Genomic DNA, 17,501 nt, shown 5'->3' on the forward strand with positions numbered 1-17,501 from the left:
TTCAGACTGGGGCAGCGCGGGACATTTGCCAGCCCCGGCCTGTCACATCAAACGGCTTGAGCGGCAGACACGCCTGCACGCAAAGCCAGCAAATAGCTGTCAGCGCCAAAGCCACAGATCTGGCCTTTGACGATCTCGGCGAACACCGATTTGTGTCGGAATTCTTCGCGCGCATGGATGTTGGACATGTGCAACTCCACCACGGGGCAGGTCAGCACAGCCAGCGCATCGCGAATCGCATAGCTGTAGTGCGTCCAGGCACCGGCGTTGATCAGCACGGCATCGACCTGGTCGAAATAAGCCTGGTGAATGCGCTCGCACATGTCACCTTCATGGTTGGTCTGATAGCACTCAACTTGGGCGCCCAGTTCTTTGCCCAGCACTTGCAAGTTGGTGTTGATCTCATCCAAGGTGATGGTGCCGTATTGCTTGGGATCGCGTTTGCCGAACATGTTGTGGTTCACGCCGTGCAGCATCAAGACTTTCATGACAAATCCTTTAAATAGACAAACAAGGCTTCGCCGCACACGCGGCGAAGCCTTCAACCGCGCAATTACTTGCCCGACTTCTTGGCGGGTGCAGCGGCAGCCGAACGCACCTTGTCGATTTCAGCTTGCAGTTCCTTGACCAGATCCTGACCCACGGTCACGCCGTACTTGGCGGTCACAGGGCGCATCTTGTCGCGCAGCTTGGCCATTTCGGCTTCTGGCAACTGCGACACTTGCATGCCGTTTTTCTTGAGGTTGTCCAGAATGCTGGCTTCGAGGGCGCGTGCTTTCTCACGCTGGAACTTGGCCGACTCGGTCACCGCGTCACCCACAATTTTTTTCTCGGCAGCCGACAACTTTTCCCAGAATTTCTTGCTGATGATGACCGACTGTGGGTTGTACTGGTGACCGGTCAGGGCCAGGTGCTTTTGCACTTCGTACAACTTGGCACCGTTGATGGTGGCGACAGGGTTTTCCTGGCCGTCAACCGCTTTTTGTTCCAAAGCGGCATAGACCTCAGGCCATGGCAGTGGTGTGGGGTTGGCACCCAAGGCTTTGACCCAGTCCACGTTGATCGGGTTGGGGATCACGCGCAGCTTCAGGCCTTCCAGGTCTTCCACCTTGTTGATGGCGCGCTTGCTGTTGGTGATGTTGCGGAAACCCAGCTCATAAAAACCCAGGCCGATGATGCCCTTGTCTTCCAGCTTGGCGTGCAGCTTCTTGCCGAATGCACCGTCCACAGCGGCGTCAGCTTCTTTGCCGGAGCCGAACATGAAGGGGAAATCAAAAATGGCGAATTCCTTGACCTGCGAAGCAAAGATGCCCGAGTTCATCGAAGCCATCTCCAGTGTGCCGCCCTGAATGGCGGACACGTTGGCCTGGTCGCTGCCCAAAGCGCCACCGGGGAACACATTGACCTTGATCTTGCCGCCGGAGTTTTTCTCGACGATTTCCTTGAACTTTTCCATGCCCAGCACGATGGGGTGACCGGCTACGTTCTGGTTGGCGAACTTGATGGTTTTGTCTTGGGCCGATGCCACGCCCACAGCCGCCAATGCGACGGTTGCGATCAGGGATTTGATAAATACACGTTTCATGAGAGGTCTCCAGAAAATAAAGTGAATCGGACGTACGCCACCATCAAAAGGCTTGTCGTCTGGCGTACCCGGTCAGACCACAAGGCCAAGCATCAATAGAACCAGCGGGCTGGCACCATCACCAAAGCGGGGAATGCCACCATCGCAAACATGATGGCGAACTGCGCGATCATGAACGGGATCACCCCACGGGTCACCTCGTCCATGCTGATCTTGCCCACACCGGCCACCGCATTGAGCACCGTGCCCACAGGCGGGGTGATCAAGCCGATGGCATTGTTGATGATGAACAACACACCGAAATACACCGGGTCAATGCCAGCGGCCATGACCACCGGCATCAGCACGGGCGTCAAGAGCAAGATGGTCGGTGTCATGTCCAGCGCCGTGCCCACCACCATGGTGATGACCATGATGGTCAACATGAGCAGACGGGGGCTGTCGAGCAGCGGTTGCAGCAAAGAGATCAACTCGGCAGGCAAATTGGCCACCGTGATCAACCAGGCAGAGACCATGGCCGCTGCAACCAAAAACATGACGATGGCACTGGTTTTGGCCGAGGCCACAAACAAGGGGTACAGGTCTTTGAGGCTCAATTCACGGTAAATGAAGGTCGAGATCAACAAGGCATACACGGCGGCCACCACAGCCGCCTCGGTCGGGGTGAACACACCAAACTTCAGGCCGAACACCACGATCAGCGGCAACACGAGGGCCCAAGTGGCCTCGCGCATGGCCACCATGATCTCGCCCATGGATTTGCGCGGAGGGACTTGCACCACTTCGCGGCGCGCCAGCCACCACCAGGTCATCCAAAGCGATGCGCCCAACATGATGCCCGGAAAGATACCGGCCATGAAGAGCTTCGAGATGGACACGTTGCCCGCCACGCCAAAAATCACAAAGCCAATGCTGGGCGGAATGACCGGGGCGATGATGCCGGCCGATGCAATCAGTCCAGCCGATCGGCCTTTGTCGTGGCCTGCGGCCACCATCATGGGCAACAACAACGAGGCCAGCGCAGCCGCATCGGCCACAGCCGAGCCCGACAAGGCAGCCATGATCACAGCCGCCATGATGGTCACATAACCCAGACCGCCTTTGATGTGGCCGACACAAGCCATCGCAAAGTTCACAATGCGGCGCGACAGACCGCCCGCGTTCATGATTTCACCCGCCAGCATGAAAAACGGCACCGCCAACAAAGGAAAGCTGTTGGCGCCTTCGAGCAGGTTTTGCGCGAGGATCTGGGCATCGAACATGTCCATGTGCCACATCAAGGCCACACCGCAGATCAGCAAAGAAAATGCGATCGGGATGCCAATGGCCATCGCACCGATCAATGAAAAAACAAAAATAGCAATCGTCATCTCAGTCTCCAGTCACTCAGGCTTTGTCAGCGCCGCCGTGGGGCGACTCTTCTGATTCCTGGATCATGACCAGGTCTTCTTCACGCATTTGCCCCGTCAACAAACGCAGCAATTCAGTCAGCAATATCAAGCCGCCCAACACCGCAAACACCACACCGGGGGCATAAATCCAGGCCATGGACACCTCCATCACCGCACTGGTGCTGTCCAGGTTGATCATGGCTTGCTGGTAGGCACCGCTGAACAGCAACCAGCAAATGAACAACATAAGCACGTAAGACAAACCCAGGCAAAACTTCTTGCCCGCAGGCCCCAGCTTGCCCACCAACATGTCGGTGCCCAAGTGACCATGCTCGCGCAGGGCCACGATCGCGCCCATGAAGGTCATCCAGACAAACAACCAACGCGACAACTCTTCGGACAAGGTGATGCCCGAGTTGAAGCCGTAGCGCATGACCACGTTGCCAAACACCAGGACCACCATCACGGCCAGACACACCGCAATCACGGCGTTCAGGGCTTTGCAAAACCCGTCAATGAATTTTTGAACCACCACACATCTCCTGAAAAGGGTTACCAATAATGTACGAACTGGTTAGTTTTTTGAGATAAGGGGTTTCCCTAACTCGCGAATTGAACAACTCGCTATCAGTTATGCCGAAACGGAATGGCCAACAAATCGCAAAATCAACTCCACCACATGCTCACGCTTGAGGGTTTGGGCTTTGTCTTGGCTCGCTCGGTCCTGAAAAATCACACCAAAGGTGTGCCGGTTGGACACATTAAAAAACGTGAACGCCGAAATGGCCGAATGAATGTCCACCGGATCGAGGCCAGGCCTGAACACCCCCTGCGCCACCCCGCGCTCGTAAACCGCGCGCACTGACTGAATGGCGTTGCTGTTGAGGGCCTGGATGCTCTTGCTCTGGCGCAAATAGTCGCCGCGCTGGATGTTCTCGTTCATCACCAGCCGAATGAAATCTTCGTTGTCCCGGTGATGGTCATAGGTGAACTCGACCAACTTGCGCAAGGCGGCCAGGGGCAACAAGTCGTCAAGATGCAAATCAGCCTCAATGGCTCGCATGCGCCGATAGGCTTCTTCGAGCACGGCAAGGTACAGACCATCCTTGTTGCCGAAGTAGTAATAAATCATGCGCTTGCTGCTGCGCGTGGCCGCTGCGATCTCGTCGATGCGCGCGCCAGTCAGACCCTTGTCGGCAAACTCGTGCGTGGCGACCGTGAGGATCTCCGCCATGGTGCGCGCCGGGTCGTTGGTGCGCCCGGTCTCTCTGGGCACCTCGGGCTCGGTTGCTTTGGATTTTTTAAAATGTACCAACTGGTTCATTGGACAAGTATAGGTGGCCTGCAGGCCCCGGATCATCAGGGCTTGCCCTGATGATCCGGGGCCCTGCTTTCTCTGGACCTCAATCGCTGAGTTCGTTCAACCCATCCCTTCGGGTTTGATCTGGGCGCGTGCAATCACTTGCTTCCAGCGGGTCTGCTCGGTCTTGATGAATGCATCGAACTCAGCGCCAGAATTGCCAACCGCCACGGCCGTTTCATGGGCGAGTTTTTCTTTGACCAATGAACTGCGTGCCGCCTTGATCGACTCGGCCTCGATGCGGGCCAAGTTGGCTTTGGGCCACTTTGAGGGGGCCATTAGGCCATACCACTGGGTCATCTCAAAGCCCTTGAAACCCTGTTCGGCCACAGTGGGCACATCGGGCAACTGTGGCAAACGCTGCGAAGTGCCTGTAGCAATGCAGCGCAATTTTCCCGCCTTGATGAACGCCATCAGTGCAGGGGCTCCGACAGAGGCCGCATGCAGTCGACCGGCCATCAAGTCGGTCAGCATGGGGCCTGTTCCCCGGTAAGGCACGTGCAACACGAAGGTTTCGCTGGCCATCTTGAGGTACTCGAACGCCAGATGCCCGGCACTGCCATTGCCTGCGGAGCCGTAATTGAGCTGGCCAGGTTTGGCCTTGGCATAAGCGACAAACTCTTTGAGGTTCTTGACCGGCAGGTCGGGGTGCACCACATACAGGCTGGGCACCTTCGCCACCAAGGTCAGCGGGGCAAAGTCACGGTTGGCGTCGTAAGGCAATTTAGGGAAAATGTAAGGGTTAACGGCCAGTGTGCCGATGTGCCCCAGGATCAGGGTGTGCTCGTCCGTGCTGTTGGCCACTTCCTGCATCGCGATATTGCCGGCAGCTCCCGGCTTGTTGTCAACGAACACACTTTGCCCAATGGTTTTGCCCAGTTCACCCGCCACAGCGCGGGCGACGATTTCGGAGCTGCCACCTGTGGCAAACGGCACCACCAAGCGCAAAGGCTTCGCTGGCCAAGCCGACTGTGCATGCGACTGCGGCAGCCACAGTCCTGCGGCAGAGGCGGCACCGGTCGCCAAAAAATCCCGGCGGTTGAAATGGGCATGGGTCATGTCATATCTCCTGTGTTTTTAAAAAATGAAGTTCTTTATCGTGCCACGCACCACCTCTCAATTGCCTATCAACGCAGGCTTCCGACGCCACGCTGCGTCCCGCCATAATCTGAGGCATGAAAATTTTGTTGGCAGAAGACGAACATGCCTTGGGCGAATGGCTGAGCAAAGCCTTGGCGCAAAGTGACTACCGGGTGGACTGGCTGACTGATGGCCGTCTGGTGGAGCGCGCACTGATCGACCACGACTACGATGGTTTGATCCTGGACCTGGGCCTGCCTGGTCGATCGGGTCAGGACATTCTGCAAAGCCTGAGGGCCAAGGATTTGCGACTGCCAGTGCTCATTCTGACGGCGCGGGACTCGCTGCTTGACCGTGTCAACAGCCTGAACAAGGGCGCCGACGATTTTCTGGCCAAACCGTTTGCAATGGCCGAACTGGAAGCCCGGCTGAGTGCATTGATCCGCCGAGCGAGAGGCAACGAACACCCCCGGATGAGCCTGGGGCCACTCACTTACGACGCGATCAGCCGACTGTTCTCGCTTGGCGAAGAACACCTGTCATTGTCTCCACGCGAACACAGCCTGCTGCGGCTGTTGATTCAGCGCAGCGGCGAACCTTTGTCTCGCCAACAAATTTTGGACCGCATTTTCAAGGATGAAGACGATGTGCAATCCAGCGCCATCGATGTCCTCATGCACCGCTTGCGCAAGCGACTGGAAGGCAGTGGCGTGTGCATACAAACCTACCGGGGTTTAGGCTATGTCTTGGAAAAAGCTTGAGCAAGCCAGCATCAAGTTCAGGCTTTTGGCCCTGCTGCTTCCCACCATGGCCCTGGTGACTGCAACCAGCTTGTGGTTTACGCACACCGACGCGCTCAACTCGGGCAATGCCGCTTACGACCGTTCCTTGCTGGGCGCCATCAAATCGCTGGATCTCAACACCTCCACCGCATCGGGCGGGTTGTCAGTCGAACTGCCTTACCGCCTGTTTGAGTTCTTCCAGCTCACAGCAACCGGGAATGTGTATTTCCGGGTGGCCACGGCCGATGGCTTGGTTGAAATCGGCAACCCCGACCTGCCTCAGCCGCCCGTGCCACTCCAGACAGGCCAACCCGTTTTTTACGATGCGGTCTATTTCGGAGAAACGGTCCGCATCGGGGCATTCTCGCGCCCGTTGGAGCCAGCCAGCGCAAAGGGCGGGCAGCTGGTCATTCAAGTGGCGGAAAGCACCGCATCCAGAGAACGGTTCACGGCAGACCTGATGCGCCGGGCCGCATGGCGTGATTTTTGGTTATGGCTCGCCATGAGCCTGGCCGTGATCTTGGGTCTGACTCTGGCCCTGCGCCCGTTGACACGACTTGCAGCACAAACAAGGGCACGCCAGGTCGATGACTTGCGCGCACTGCCGACGGACGGGTTGCCACACGATCTGCGACCGCTAGTTGACGCCGTGAACCAGCAGTTGGCCCGCACGCAAGACCTGATGGCTGAGCGCAGAAGCTTCATTGACGATGCATCTCATCAGCTGCGCACGCCCTTGTCTGTTCTTAAAACGCAGGTGGATTACACGCTGCGTGAAAGCCAGCCAGACCGACAAAAAGCTGCCATACAAGCCTTATCAGACGAACTCACCCATGCCATCCGTGCAACCAACCAGTTGCTCACACTGGGTCAAAGCGATGCCAGTCGAATTGAATACGAAACCGTTGATCTGAGCCAACTGGCAAGGGCCGTGGCCATGGCCCTTTTGCCACTCGCGCGCGCCAAGCGCATCGATTTGGGCGTTGACATGCCCGACACGGCTTTGTTCGCCCAAGGCGACCGTCATCTGCTGGAACAAGCCTGGCTGAACATCACCCACAACGCCATCGAACACGGCAAACCACAAGGCACAGTGACCCTGAAAGCCGGCATCGCACAATACGAAACCGTTGATCTGAGCCAACTGGCAAGGGCCGTGGCCATGGCCCTTTTGCCACTCGCGCGCGCCAAGCGCATCGATTTGGGCGTTGACATGCCCGACACGGCTTTGTTCGCCCAAGGCGACCGTCATCTGCTGGAACAAGCCTGGCTGAACATCACCCACAACGCCATCGAACACGGCAAACCACAAGGCACAGTGACCCTGAAAGCCGGCATCGCACAACCAGTGCAATGGCTACAAGTCAGCGACGATGGCCCGGGAATGCCAAGAGAAGTTATCAACCGGATAGGGCAACGATTTGTCAAAAGCCAAAGCAGCCGAGGTTCGGGGCTGGGGCTCGCCATTGCCTATTCGGTGATGACACGCCATGGTGGCCGCTTGCAATCCCAGCCCCCAACACCGGGCCCCAGTCACACCGTCACCCTGGAGTGGCCATGCCCATAAAACGCTTCATTCTTTTGTTGACTCTCTCGGCAGCTTTGGCACAGGCCGGACCCGCCAAAAATGCCAGATGCATCGCACCCGCCAAGCCTGGCGGAGGCTTTGACCTGACTTGTCAATTGCTAAGAGACAGCCTGCAGGCCAGCGGTGTGACGCGATCTCCCCTCAGCATCACATACCAACCCGGAGGAATTGGTGCCTTAACGTTCAAAAACGTGGTGACACAAAACCCGGCCGATGGCACAACCGTCGTGGCATTTTCATCAGGCTCCCTGCTCAACCTTGCACAGGGTCGCTTTGGGCCCTACACCGCTGCTAACGTACGCTGGCTCTACAGCGTTGGCATGGACTACGGCGTGATCGCGGTACGCCAAAATGCCCCCTACAAAAATTTGGCACAACTGGTGGCCGCACTGAATGAGGCACCACAAAACATGATTTTTGGAGCCGGCGGCTCCATTGGCAGCCAAGACTGGTTCAAAGCCGCCTTGCTCGCCCGCGCTGCGGGCATCAGCCACAAGACCATGCGATTTGTGGCTTTTGAGGGCGGTGGTGAAGCCCTTTCTGCACTCAGTGGTGGGCATGTCCAGGTTCTCGCAGGAGATGCCGCAGAAGTGGGGCAGCAAGTCGATCAGGGTGCCAAAGTCAGGATTTTGGCCGTGCTGGCAGACACACGTCTGCCCGGTCGTTGGTCGCAAGTGCCCACAGCCAAAGAGCAGGGCTACGACATCCGTTGGCCTATTTTGCGAGGCGTTTATCTGGGGCCTGACGTGAACGAAGGCGAGCGAAAAGAATGGGGCGAGGCACTGTCACGCGCCACAGCTAACCCGAAATTCGAACAATTGCTCACGCGTGCAGGCCTGCAGAAAACAGCACTCACGGGTGCCGCACTGGAGCAACTGATCCAGCACCAAACAAAGGAATACCAACAGTTGGCCCAAGACTTTGGGCTGCTGCGGTAAATCCCTTCACTGTGGTTATATTTGCCGCAGAGACGTTTTTATTTTCGAAAGCACCTATGAAAACAATCGGCATGATCGGCATCGGCATGATGGGTCACGGCATCGCAAGCAATTTGCTTAAGCACGGGCAAAGTCTGTCGGTACTGGAACACCCGGGCAACCAGCCACTCGACGCCCTGCTGTCAGCTGGGGCACGCACGTTCCAAACAGCTCAAGCATTGGCGCAACAATCCGACGTCATCATTCTGTGCGTCACGGGGACGCCGCAGGTCGAGGCTGTGCTTTTGGGCGACGATGGTGTGCTCCAGGGACTGCGGCCCGGCACCATCCTCATCGACTGCTCCACGGCCGTGCCCGCCTCCACCGAAAAAGTCGCCGCCCTGGTGATCGCACAAGGCGGCCAGTTTCTGGACGCGCCGATGACGCGCACACCCAAAGAAGCCGCCGAAGGGCGCCTGAATTTGCTGGTGGGTGGCGATGCGGCCCTGTTCGAAACCTGCAAACCTATCTTGTCTTGTTTTGCAGAAAACATCGTGCACACCGGCCCGATCGGCTCCGGTCACCGCATGAAACTCTTGCACAACTACGTGTCACTGGGCACCGTGACTTTGTTGGCCGAGGCCGCTGCCTGCGCCCAGCTGTCAGGCGTGAACGCGCAAACCTTTGTCGACGTGCTGGCCATGGGCGGCGGCTGGGGCGCAGCATTGGAGCGCCTCAAACCGACGCTGGCCAACGGCGACACCTCGGGTCTGAGATTTTCGATGAGCAACGCACTGAAAGACCTGAGTTACTACAACCAAATGGCCATAGACACCCACGCCGACCACTCCGTAGCGCAAGCAGTAAAAAACACATTGGAAAAAGCCTGCCAAGAAGGCACCCCGCAAGCGCTGATGCCCGAGCTGATCAGCTTATTGGTCAAGCGACAAGCAATTTGAGTTGTCCATCACCGCTGTATAGGCCTTCACAGCGATGCGAATGCCCACCGGCCACGCGCATTGCTGGGCTGCAAGCCTCTGGCGCAAGTGCAAATGCGGGTGAAGAGGTGGCCCAGAAAGTAAAAAACCCTTGCAAGTCAAACTTACAAGGGTTTTTACGTTTTGGCGGAGTGGACGGGACTCGAACCCGCGACCCCCGGCGTGACAGGCCGGTATTCTAACCAACTGAACTACCACTCCTGGTAGCTGTAACTTTTGTCAGAGTGCTTATGCAAACTGACCAAGTGCTACAAAACTTGGCGACCCTACGGGGATTCGAACCCCGGTACTCACCGTGAAAGGGTGATGTCCTAGGCCTCTAGACGATAGGGTCATAACCTGGACTGATTCTTTCGAATCTTGTTCTTGCGAACATTTTCGACACTTTGGTGGAGGTAAGCGGGATCGAACCGCTGACCTCTTGCATGCCATGCAAGCGCTCTCCCAGCTGAGCTATACCCCCTTTGGTACAACGTCGAGCATTGCTGCTTTTTCGTTATGCCTCGTTGGTGTCGAGACTTGAATTATAGACAGAAATTTAGGCGTTTTTCAAGCAGCCGATAATTTTTTCTCTTTGACTTAACGCGAGCACCGCATCCAGCGATGGGGTCTGTGCTGTGCCCATCACCAACACCCTTACAGGCATCGCAATTTGCGGCATCTTGAGGCCGGTTTCGGCCAAGGTTTCCTTGATCGCCGCAGCGATGGCTGGCTTGTCCCACGCACATGCAGCCAACTTGCCTGACAACACGGCCAATGCAGGTTTGACCGCGTCTGTCACATGCTGGGCTCTCTCGTCTGCGTTGGGAACCACGTCCAGATAAAAGGCCGAGACCCACTGGGCCAAAACCACCAAGGTATCGCAACGGTCTTTGAACAAGCCGCAAATACTGGACAAGCGCTGATCAGCCACCACACCCAGTTTGGCCAAGAATGGCTGAACGCGTTCGGCCAGTTCTGCATCGTCCATGGCCTTGAGGTGCTGGGCGTTGACCCAATTGAGTTTGGCCTCGTCAAACTGCGCGGCACTGCGGCCCAAGTGGTCGAGGTTGAACCACTCCAAAAACTGTGCACGGCTGAAAATTTCGTCGTCACCGTGACTCCAACCCAAACGCGCCAGATAGTTGACCATGGCATCGGGCAAATAGCCCTCATCACGGTAAGCCGTGACCGCCTTGGCACCGTTGCGCTTGCTCATCTTCTCGCCTTGCTCATTGAGCACGGTAGGCAGATGGGCATAGATCGGCGTCTCCTTGCCCAAAGCTTGAAAGATGTTGATCTGGCGGGGGGTGTTGTTCACATGGTCGTCGCCACGGATCACATGGGTGATCTGCATGTCGATGTCATCCACCACCACGCAGAAGTTGTAGGTGGGGGTGCCATCCGGGCGGGCAATGACCAGGTCGTCCAGTTCATCGTTGCTGATCTCGATGCGGCCTTTGACCTTGTCGTCCCAAGCCACCACACCACCGATCGGATTTTTGAAACGCAGCACCGGCTTCACGCCCTCAGGGATCGCGGGCAAAGTTTTACCCGGCATGGGCCGCCATGTGCCGTCGTAACGGGGCTTTTCCTTGTTGGCCATCTGGTGCTCGCGCAAAGCGTCAAGCTCGGCCATGCTCATGTAACAAGGGTAGACATGGCCTGCATCGATCAATTCAGTCAGCACCACCTTGTAGCGGTCCATGCGCTGCATTTGGTAGAACGGGCCTTCGTCGTGGTCCAGGCCGAGCCAGGCCATGCCTTCGATGATCACATCGACCGAAGCTTGTGTGGAACGGTCCAGATCGGTGTCTTCGATGCGCAAAATGAAGTCGCCACCGGTGGCGCGGGCAAAAGCCCAAGGGTACAAAGCCGAGCGGATGTTGCCCAGATGAATGAAGCCGGTGGGCGATGGGGCAAAGCGGGTGCGCGTGCGTGCAGTGGTTGTCATATCAAAGGGTATCGAGACCACGGGAGAGGTCTTTTTGGATGTCTTGCGGGTATTCGAGGCCAACCGCTACGCGGACCAGCCCCTGGCCAATGCCCGCAGCTTGGCGCTGGGCCTCGGTCAGGCGGCCATGCGAGGTGCTGGCAGGATGAGCCACCAAGGTTTTGGTGTCGCCCAGATTGGTGGACAAGGACAGCATTTGCATCGAATCGAGCACATGGAATGCGCGTGCGCGAGATTGCTCAGGGCCATCGGCTTTCACATCAAAAGACAAAACCGCGCCGCCCAAGCCCGACATTTGGCGCATGGCCAAATCGTGCTGAGGGTGGCTTGCCAAACCGGGGTAGTAAACGCGCGCCACCGATGGATGCTTTTCCAGCCACTCGGCCAGAATTTGTGCGCGGGCGGTCTGCGCACGCATGCGCAAGTCCAGTGTCTCAAGGCCTTTAAGCACCACCCAAGCATTGAAAGGCGCCAATGTCATGCCACCGCTTTTGAGCACCGGTAAAAACTTTTCGGTGATCATTTGCTGCGAAGCACACAAGGCACCGGCCATCACTCGGCCCTGACCATCGAGGTACTTGGTGCCCGAATGCATGATGATGTCGGCGCCCATCGCGGCTGGGCGTTGCAAGGCGGGCGTGGCAAAGCAGTTGTCAACCGCCAGCAAAGCACCGGCGTTGTGGGCCATGTCGGCCAGAGCCTGGATGTCGCAAACTTCGGTCAGCGGGTTGGTGGGGGTTTCGGCAAACAGCAAGCGTGTGTTGGAGCGAATCGCCGCTTGCCATTCTTTCAAGTCGGTCTGCGATACAAAGCTCGACTCGACACCGAACTTGGCCAAATCAGAGCCGATGAGTTTGATGGTCGAGCCGAACATGGAACGTGAACACACCACATGGTCACCCGCCTTGAGCAAGCCCATGCACATCATCAAAATGGCCGACATGCCCGACGCTGTGCCCATGGCGGCTTCCGTGCCCTCCAAGGCAGCCAAACGCATTTCCATGCTGCTGACCGTGGGGTTGCCGTAGCGGCCGTAGGTAAAGCCTTCTTCGTCCCCGGCAAAACGCCGTGCCGCAGCTTCTGCCGTGGGCTGAACATAGCCACTGGTCAGGTAGAGCGCTTCAGAGTTTTCACCATACTGGCTTCGCTCAACAGCGGCACGCACCGCCAGGGTTTCGATGTGCAGATCGTCAAATCGTGAAGATTCGTTCATGGCAAGTTCTCACACGCTGGCGTTGGGCAGTGCCAAACGCGAATTGTCATCGTCACCCTCTTCCACCTGGAGTCGGGTTTCGTTCAAGCGGTTGATGTCATCGGCCGAAATATCGCCGGTGACATAAACCCCGTCAAAGCAAGAGGCATCGAAGTCCGAAAGCACACCGGCTGCGTTGACACGCGCTTGGGCCACTGCGGTTTTCATGGCGTCCACATCTTGGTAAATCAGCGCATCACAACCAATGATCTCGCGGATTTCTTCGATGCTGCGACCGTGGGCCACCAGCTCTTCTTTGGTGGGCATGTCGATGCCATACACATTGGGGTAGCGCACTGGCGGCGCGGCGCTGGCCATGTAGACCTTGCGGGCACCCGCGTCACGCGCCATTTGCACGATCTCGCGGCTGGTGGTGCCGCGTACGATGGAGTCATCCACCAGCAACACATTGCGCCCCTTGAATTCGCTCACGATGGTGTTGAGCTTTTGGCGGACCGATTTTTTGCGCACGGCTTGGCCGGGCATGATGAAGGTGCGGCCCACGTAACGGTTTTTGACAAAACCTTCGCGGTAAGGAATGCCCAACAAATGGGCCAACTGCGTGGCGCTGGGGCGACTGGACTCCGGAATCGGAATCACCACATCGATGTCGCTGGGCGGCACGGTCGAGATGACGCGCTTGGCCAGAGTCTCACCCAAATTCAAGCGGGCTTGGTAGACCGATATCCCGTCCATGGTGGAGTCCGGGCGGGCCAGGTACACGTATTCGAAGATACAAGGGCTGAGCTGCGACTTTTCAGCGCAGTGCTGGGTGTGCATCTGGCCTTCCAAGTCCACAAAAATGGCCTCGCCTGGGGCCACATCACGTTCAAACTGATGGGCTGTGCCATCCAGCGCAACCGACTCGCTGGCCAACATGATGGAACCATCTTCACTTCGGCCCATGCACAAAGGGCGAATGCCGTGCGGGTCGCGAAAGGCCACCAAACCATGGCCTGCGATCAAGGCGATCACGGCATAAGAGCCTTTGACACGGCGGTTGACGCCGCGCACCGCCTCAAACACATCGGTGGGCTTGAGCGGCAAACCGCGCGTGGTTTTCTCCAGTTCGTGGGCCAACACGTTGAGCAAAACCTCGGAATCGCTTTCGGTATTGATATGGCGATGGTCGTTGGAAAACAACTCGGCCTTCAGCGCATGGGCATTGGTCAGGTTGCCGTTGTGCACCAGCACCAACCCAAAGGGGGCGTTCACATAAAACGGCTGCGCTTCTTCTTCACTGAAAGCGTTGCCTGCCGTGGGGTAACGCACCTGGCCCAAACCACAGTTGCCAGGCAGGCTGCGCATGTTGCGGGTACGAAACACGTCGCGCACCATGCCCTTGGCCTTGTGCATGAAAAACTTGCGGTCCAACTGCGTGACGATGCCCGCAGCGTCCTGGCCACGGTGCTGCAACAGCAACAAGGCGTCATAAATCAACTGATTGACCGGTGCGCTGCTGACAACGCCGACAATTCCACACATACTTTTATCCGTTCAAAAATCGAACCACCCCGAAAAATTCAGGGCAAATATTCCACAAAGGTTTGGGGCAAAAGTGGCTTCAACCCGGTCAGGACAAGCTCTAACCAGACAGGCCCTTGTGCCGTGGTCCACCATGCGTCGCGCGAAAGCCCTGTCAACTGCAACACCACCGTCAAAGCGAGCAGCAGCACCAGCCCACGGGCCAAGCCAAACACACCACCCAAAGTACGGTCAACCGGACGCAAGCCCACGGTTTCCACCAGTTTCTTGATCAACCAAGACACCAGACCCGCCACAAACACGGTGACCACAAAGACCACCGCAAAAGCCACCGCGTATTGCACCGAAGCAGGTGCACCCTTGATAAAAGGCAACCACCCAACCACGTCGGAAGCCAGCCACTGGGCGACGACAAAAGCCGCGACCCATCCGGCCAATGACAAAACCTCATAAACCAGCCCACGCCAAAGACCGATCACCATGGAGGCGAGCAACACCCCCAGCAATATCCAATCGGTCAGGGCAATCGCCATGTCAGAGCTTCAAAACCGATGCCGGCAAATCGAGCTTGCGGATACGCGCGGCGACTTTGTCCGCCTCTTCCCGTGTTTCATAGGGGCCCACACGGATTCGTGTGGTGCTCTTGCCGTCTTTTTCTACCACCTGGGTGTAGGTTTTCAGACCGGCTTGCTCCAGCTTCTGCCGGACATCTCGCACTTTGCCCGCATCGCTGAACGCACCGACCTGAATGGCTGCGCGGCCCGCAGTGGCCTTGGCAGACTTGCCATCCAACAATGATTGGGCTTTCCCGCCATCGTCTTTGGGCTTGGCTGCAGGTGCCGGCTTTTCGGTCTTGACAGGAGCTGCCGGTGTTTTTGGTGCAACTGCTTCTTTTTCTTTGCCTTTGTCTGCGGACGGGATCGCTTTGGGTGTCTCTGGCACGGGCGCAGCCACCACGGGCGCTGCGGGAGGCACCACCTCTTCGCGAGCGTCCAGACTTGCTTGAGGCGATACGGCCTCTGATGCGGGAAGCAAGGGTTTGGCTGGCGCTTGTGCAGCGGGCACAGGCGACGCACTGGACAAAGGCGATGTGCTCTGTCGATCGGGAATCACGATAGGGGTATCGACAGCAACAGGGCGGGGCTGGGTGTCAAAAAGCAGCGGAAAACCCACAACGGCCGTCAATACCAGCACGACAGCCCCCATTAAGCGGTGGCGCGCACGGCGGCGGACAACTTCGATGTTTTCGTTGGGACTAGAACTTACAGCCTCAACTGAAGCGGTTTGACCAGGAAATCGAAACTTGAAAAAGGCCATGACGGGTGCTCACGGGGTGAGGTGTTTGGCTTGGAGACGCGGGATGCCGTCTTTCAAAACACCACCCACGGTATAGAAGGAGCCAAAGACAACGATTCTATCAGCCGGGTCAGCGGCATCGATGGCCGCCTGCAGGGCCAGCATGGGGTCGGCGTGGACACTGGACTGGGTATCGGTGCGGGTGTTTTGGGTCTGCCAAGTTGTCTGCAAATCAACCGCCTTGGCGGCCCGCGGCAAAGGCAAATCGGTGAAATACCACTTGTCAACCATCGGATTGACACGCTGCAGCATGGGCAAAAGGTCTTTGTCGGCCATGGCCCCCAGCACCGCGTGGGTGGTGGGGTAAAAGCCCATCGCATCCAGATTGACGGCCAATGCCGCTACCGAGTGCGGGTTGTGCGCCACATCCAGCACCAGCACCGGCTGACCCGGCACGATCTGGAAGCGGCCGGGCAGCTCCACCATGGCCAGACCGTTGCGCACGGCTTGCGCGGTCACGGGGATGCGCTGACGCAAGGCATCCAGCGCCGCCAGCACGCCCGATGCGTTGATCAACTGGTTCGCGCCGCGCAAGGCGGGGTAAGCCATGCCGCTGTAACGGCGGCCGCGCCCTGCCCAAGCCCATTGGAGCTTGTCGCCCGAAAAATTGAAATCTTTGCCAAATTGCCACAGCTCGGCCCCGATGGCGGCTGCATGGTCGGTCACGCTTTGCGGTGGCACGGGGTCGCTCACGATCACCGGACGCCCGCTGCGCATGATGCCCGCCTTCTCCAAGCCAATGCTTTCCCGGTCTTTGCCCAAAATGGCGGTGTGGTCGATGTCGATGCTGGTGATCACGGCGCAATCGGCATCGATGATGTTGACCGCGTCCAGACGTCCGCCCAAGCCCACTTCCAATATGGCCACATCCAGATTGGATCGGGCCATCAAGTGCAGGATGGCCAAGGTGCTGAACTCAAAATAGGTCAGGCTGACATCGCCGCGCGCGGCCTCAACCGACGCAAAAGCCTCGGCAAACGCCTCAGCAGAGGCCGATTCCCCGTGCAAACGGCAGCGTTCTTCAAAATGAACCAAGTGCGGCGAGGTGTACACGCCCGTGCGGTAACCGGCCTGCAGCAACACCGCCTCGAGCATGGCGCAAGTCGAACCCTTGCCATTGGTGCCCGCCACGGTGATCACCGGACAGTCAAACCGCAGATCCATGCGGTCGGCCACGGTTTTGACACGGTCAAGCCCCATGTCAATGGCCACGGGGTGTAGCTGCTCGCACCAGTCGAGCCATTCCTGTAGAGTCTTCATAGGCGGCGATTGTCGCCCAGTCTTGTCCCTTTGAACTTCAACAAACCCCATGCACTCTATTGTTTACGGCATTCCCAATTGCGACACCGTCAAAAAAGCCCGCACCTGGCTGGCAGACCATGGCATTGAATTCACTTTCCATGACTTCAAAAAGCAAGGCGTGCCATCGGCCGAACTGGACACCTGGCTGGAAGCTGCAGGCTGGGAAACCCTGCTCAACCGCAAAGGCACCACCTGGCGCAAGCTGGACGCCGCCGTGCAAGCCCGCGTGACCGACAGCGGCAGCGCCAAAAAAGTCATGCTCGAACACGCCAGCACCATCAAACGCCCCGTCATCACCTGGCCCTCTGGCCAAGTCACCGTGGGTTTTTCGCCCGAGCAATGGCCTGCTTGAACGGCTGGCTCTCTAAGTCGGGGCAAACCGGGTTAAGCCGCCTGTCACAAAACTTTACCCAAGCACATGCACACCGGCAGATTCCCCGGCATAAACTGCAAGCTCGCCAACATCACCCTA

The 17,501-nt window shown here is 57.8% G+C and carries 17 protein-coding genes and 3 tRNA genes; 5 read left to right on the forward strand and 15 right to left on the reverse strand.

Going from position 1 to position 17,501, the window contains the following annotated elements; translation table 11 throughout:
- Positions 1-47: 47 nt before the first annotated feature.
- The 6 genes from aroQ to ACZ5RG_RS08695 form a co-directional block, all read right to left on the reverse strand.
- Positions 48-488, reverse strand: a complete 441-nt coding sequence (gene aroQ, locus ACZ5RG_RS08670) for a type II 3-dehydroquinate dehydratase (protein WP_464446838.1) — start codon at positions 486-488, stop codon at positions 48-50.
- Between the two features lie 65 nt (positions 489-553).
- Positions 554-1,585, reverse strand: coding sequence for a TRAP transporter substrate-binding protein (locus ACZ5RG_RS08675; RefSeq protein ID WP_464446839.1), 1,032 nt, complete (start codon positions 1,583-1,585; stop codon positions 554-556).
- Between the two features lie 92 nt (positions 1,586-1,677).
- Positions 1,678-2,955 carry a TRAP transporter large permease subunit gene (locus ACZ5RG_RS08680; protein ID WP_464446840.1) on the reverse strand — a complete coding sequence of 426 codons (1,278 nt, stop codon included), beginning with the start codon at positions 2,953-2,955 and terminating at the stop codon, positions 1,678-1,680.
- A gap of 16 nt (positions 2,956-2,971) precedes the next feature.
- Complete coding sequence (locus tag ACZ5RG_RS08685; RefSeq protein WP_464446841.1) at positions 2,972-3,508, reverse strand: TRAP transporter small permease; 537 nt, start codon at positions 3,506-3,508, stop codon at positions 2,972-2,974.
- A gap of 99 nt (positions 3,509-3,607) precedes the next feature.
- A complete protein-coding gene (locus ACZ5RG_RS08690) occupies positions 3,608-4,300 on the reverse strand; it encodes a TetR/AcrR family transcriptional regulator (RefSeq protein ID WP_464446842.1) in 693 nt (230 codons plus the stop codon).
- A gap of 96 nt (positions 4,301-4,396) precedes the next feature.
- Entirely contained in the window at positions 4,397-5,395 is a 999-nt protein-coding gene (locus ACZ5RG_RS08695; RefSeq protein ID WP_464446843.1) for a Bug family tripartite tricarboxylate transporter substrate binding protein, read from the reverse strand.
- A gap of 116 nt (positions 5,396-5,511) precedes the next feature.
- Between ACZ5RG_RS08695 and ACZ5RG_RS08700 the strand changes: the two genes are divergently transcribed.
- The 4 genes from ACZ5RG_RS08700 to ACZ5RG_RS08715 all read left to right on the forward strand — a co-directional run bounded on the left by ACZ5RG_RS08700 (position 5,512) and on the right by ACZ5RG_RS08715 (position 9,662).
- Complete coding sequence (locus ACZ5RG_RS08700; RefSeq protein ID WP_312259630.1) at positions 5,512-6,177, forward strand: response regulator; 666 nt, start codon at positions 5,512-5,514, stop codon at positions 6,175-6,177.
- A complete protein-coding gene (locus tag ACZ5RG_RS08705; protein WP_464446844.1) occupies positions 6,158-7,765 on the forward strand; it encodes a sensor histidine kinase in 1,608 nt (535 codons plus the stop codon). The genes ACZ5RG_RS08700 and ACZ5RG_RS08705 overlap by 20 nt, the downstream gene beginning before the upstream one ends.
- 248 nt (positions 7,766-8,013) lie before the next feature.
- Positions 8,014-8,724 carry a tripartite tricarboxylate transporter substrate-binding protein gene (locus ACZ5RG_RS08710; protein ID WP_464446845.1) on the forward strand — a complete coding sequence of 237 codons (711 nt, stop codon included), beginning with the start codon at positions 8,014-8,016 and terminating at the stop codon, positions 8,722-8,724.
- 56 nt (positions 8,725-8,780) lie between these two features.
- Positions 8,781-9,662, forward strand: coding sequence for an NAD(P)-dependent oxidoreductase (locus tag ACZ5RG_RS08715; RefSeq protein WP_464446846.1), 882 nt, complete (start codon positions 8,781-8,783; stop codon positions 9,660-9,662).
- 163 nt (positions 9,663-9,825) lie between these two features.
- Here ACZ5RG_RS08715 and ACZ5RG_RS08720 read toward each other — a convergent pair.
- The 9 genes from ACZ5RG_RS08720 to folC all read right to left on the reverse strand — a co-directional run bounded on the left by ACZ5RG_RS08720 (position 9,826) and on the right by folC (position 16,987).
- Positions 9,826-9,902, reverse strand: a tRNA-Asp gene (locus ACZ5RG_RS08720).
- Between the two features lie 57 nt (positions 9,903-9,959).
- A tRNA-Glu gene (locus ACZ5RG_RS08725) sits at positions 9,960-10,035 on the reverse strand.
- 53 nt (positions 10,036-10,088) lie between these two features.
- Positions 10,089-10,164 (reverse strand) — tRNA-Ala (locus ACZ5RG_RS08730).
- Positions 10,165-10,239: 75 nt separating this feature from the next.
- Entirely contained in the window at positions 10,240-11,634 is a 1,395-nt protein-coding gene (gene gltX, locus ACZ5RG_RS08735) for a glutamate--tRNA ligase (RefSeq protein WP_464446847.1), read from the reverse strand.
- A gap of 1 nt (position 11,635) precedes the next feature.
- The gene (locus ACZ5RG_RS08740; protein WP_464446848.1) at positions 11,636-12,847 is read right to left on the reverse strand and encodes an O-succinylhomoserine sulfhydrylase; all 1,212 of its coding nucleotides are present in this window, start codon (positions 12,845-12,847) and stop codon (positions 11,636-11,638) included.
- 9 nt (positions 12,848-12,856) lie between these two features.
- Entirely contained in the window at positions 12,857-14,371 is a 1,515-nt protein-coding gene (purF, locus tag ACZ5RG_RS08745; protein WP_315235849.1) for an amidophosphoribosyltransferase, read from the reverse strand.
- Positions 14,372-14,409: 38 nt separating this feature from the next.
- Complete coding sequence (locus ACZ5RG_RS08750; RefSeq protein ID WP_298598972.1) at positions 14,410-14,904, reverse strand: CvpA family protein; 495 nt, start codon at positions 14,902-14,904, stop codon at positions 14,410-14,412.
- A 1-nt stretch (position 14,905) separates the two neighbouring features.
- Complete coding sequence (locus ACZ5RG_RS08755) at positions 14,906-15,688, reverse strand: SPOR domain-containing protein (RefSeq protein ID WP_464446849.1); 783 nt, start codon at positions 15,686-15,688, stop codon at positions 14,906-14,908.
- Between the two features lie 9 nt (positions 15,689-15,697).
- Entirely contained in the window at positions 15,698-16,987 is a 1,290-nt protein-coding gene (gene folC / locus ACZ5RG_RS08760; protein WP_464446850.1) for a bifunctional tetrahydrofolate synthase/dihydrofolate synthase, read from the reverse strand.
- A gap of 49 nt (positions 16,988-17,036) precedes the next feature.
- Between folC and ACZ5RG_RS08765 the strand changes: the two genes are divergently transcribed.
- Complete coding sequence (locus ACZ5RG_RS08765) at positions 17,037-17,381, forward strand: ArsC family reductase (RefSeq protein WP_464446851.1); 345 nt, start codon at positions 17,037-17,039, stop codon at positions 17,379-17,381.
- Positions 17,382-17,501: the final 120 nt, after the last annotated feature.

The sequence above is a fragment of the Limnohabitans sp. TEGF005 genome (genome assembly GCF_055394835.1).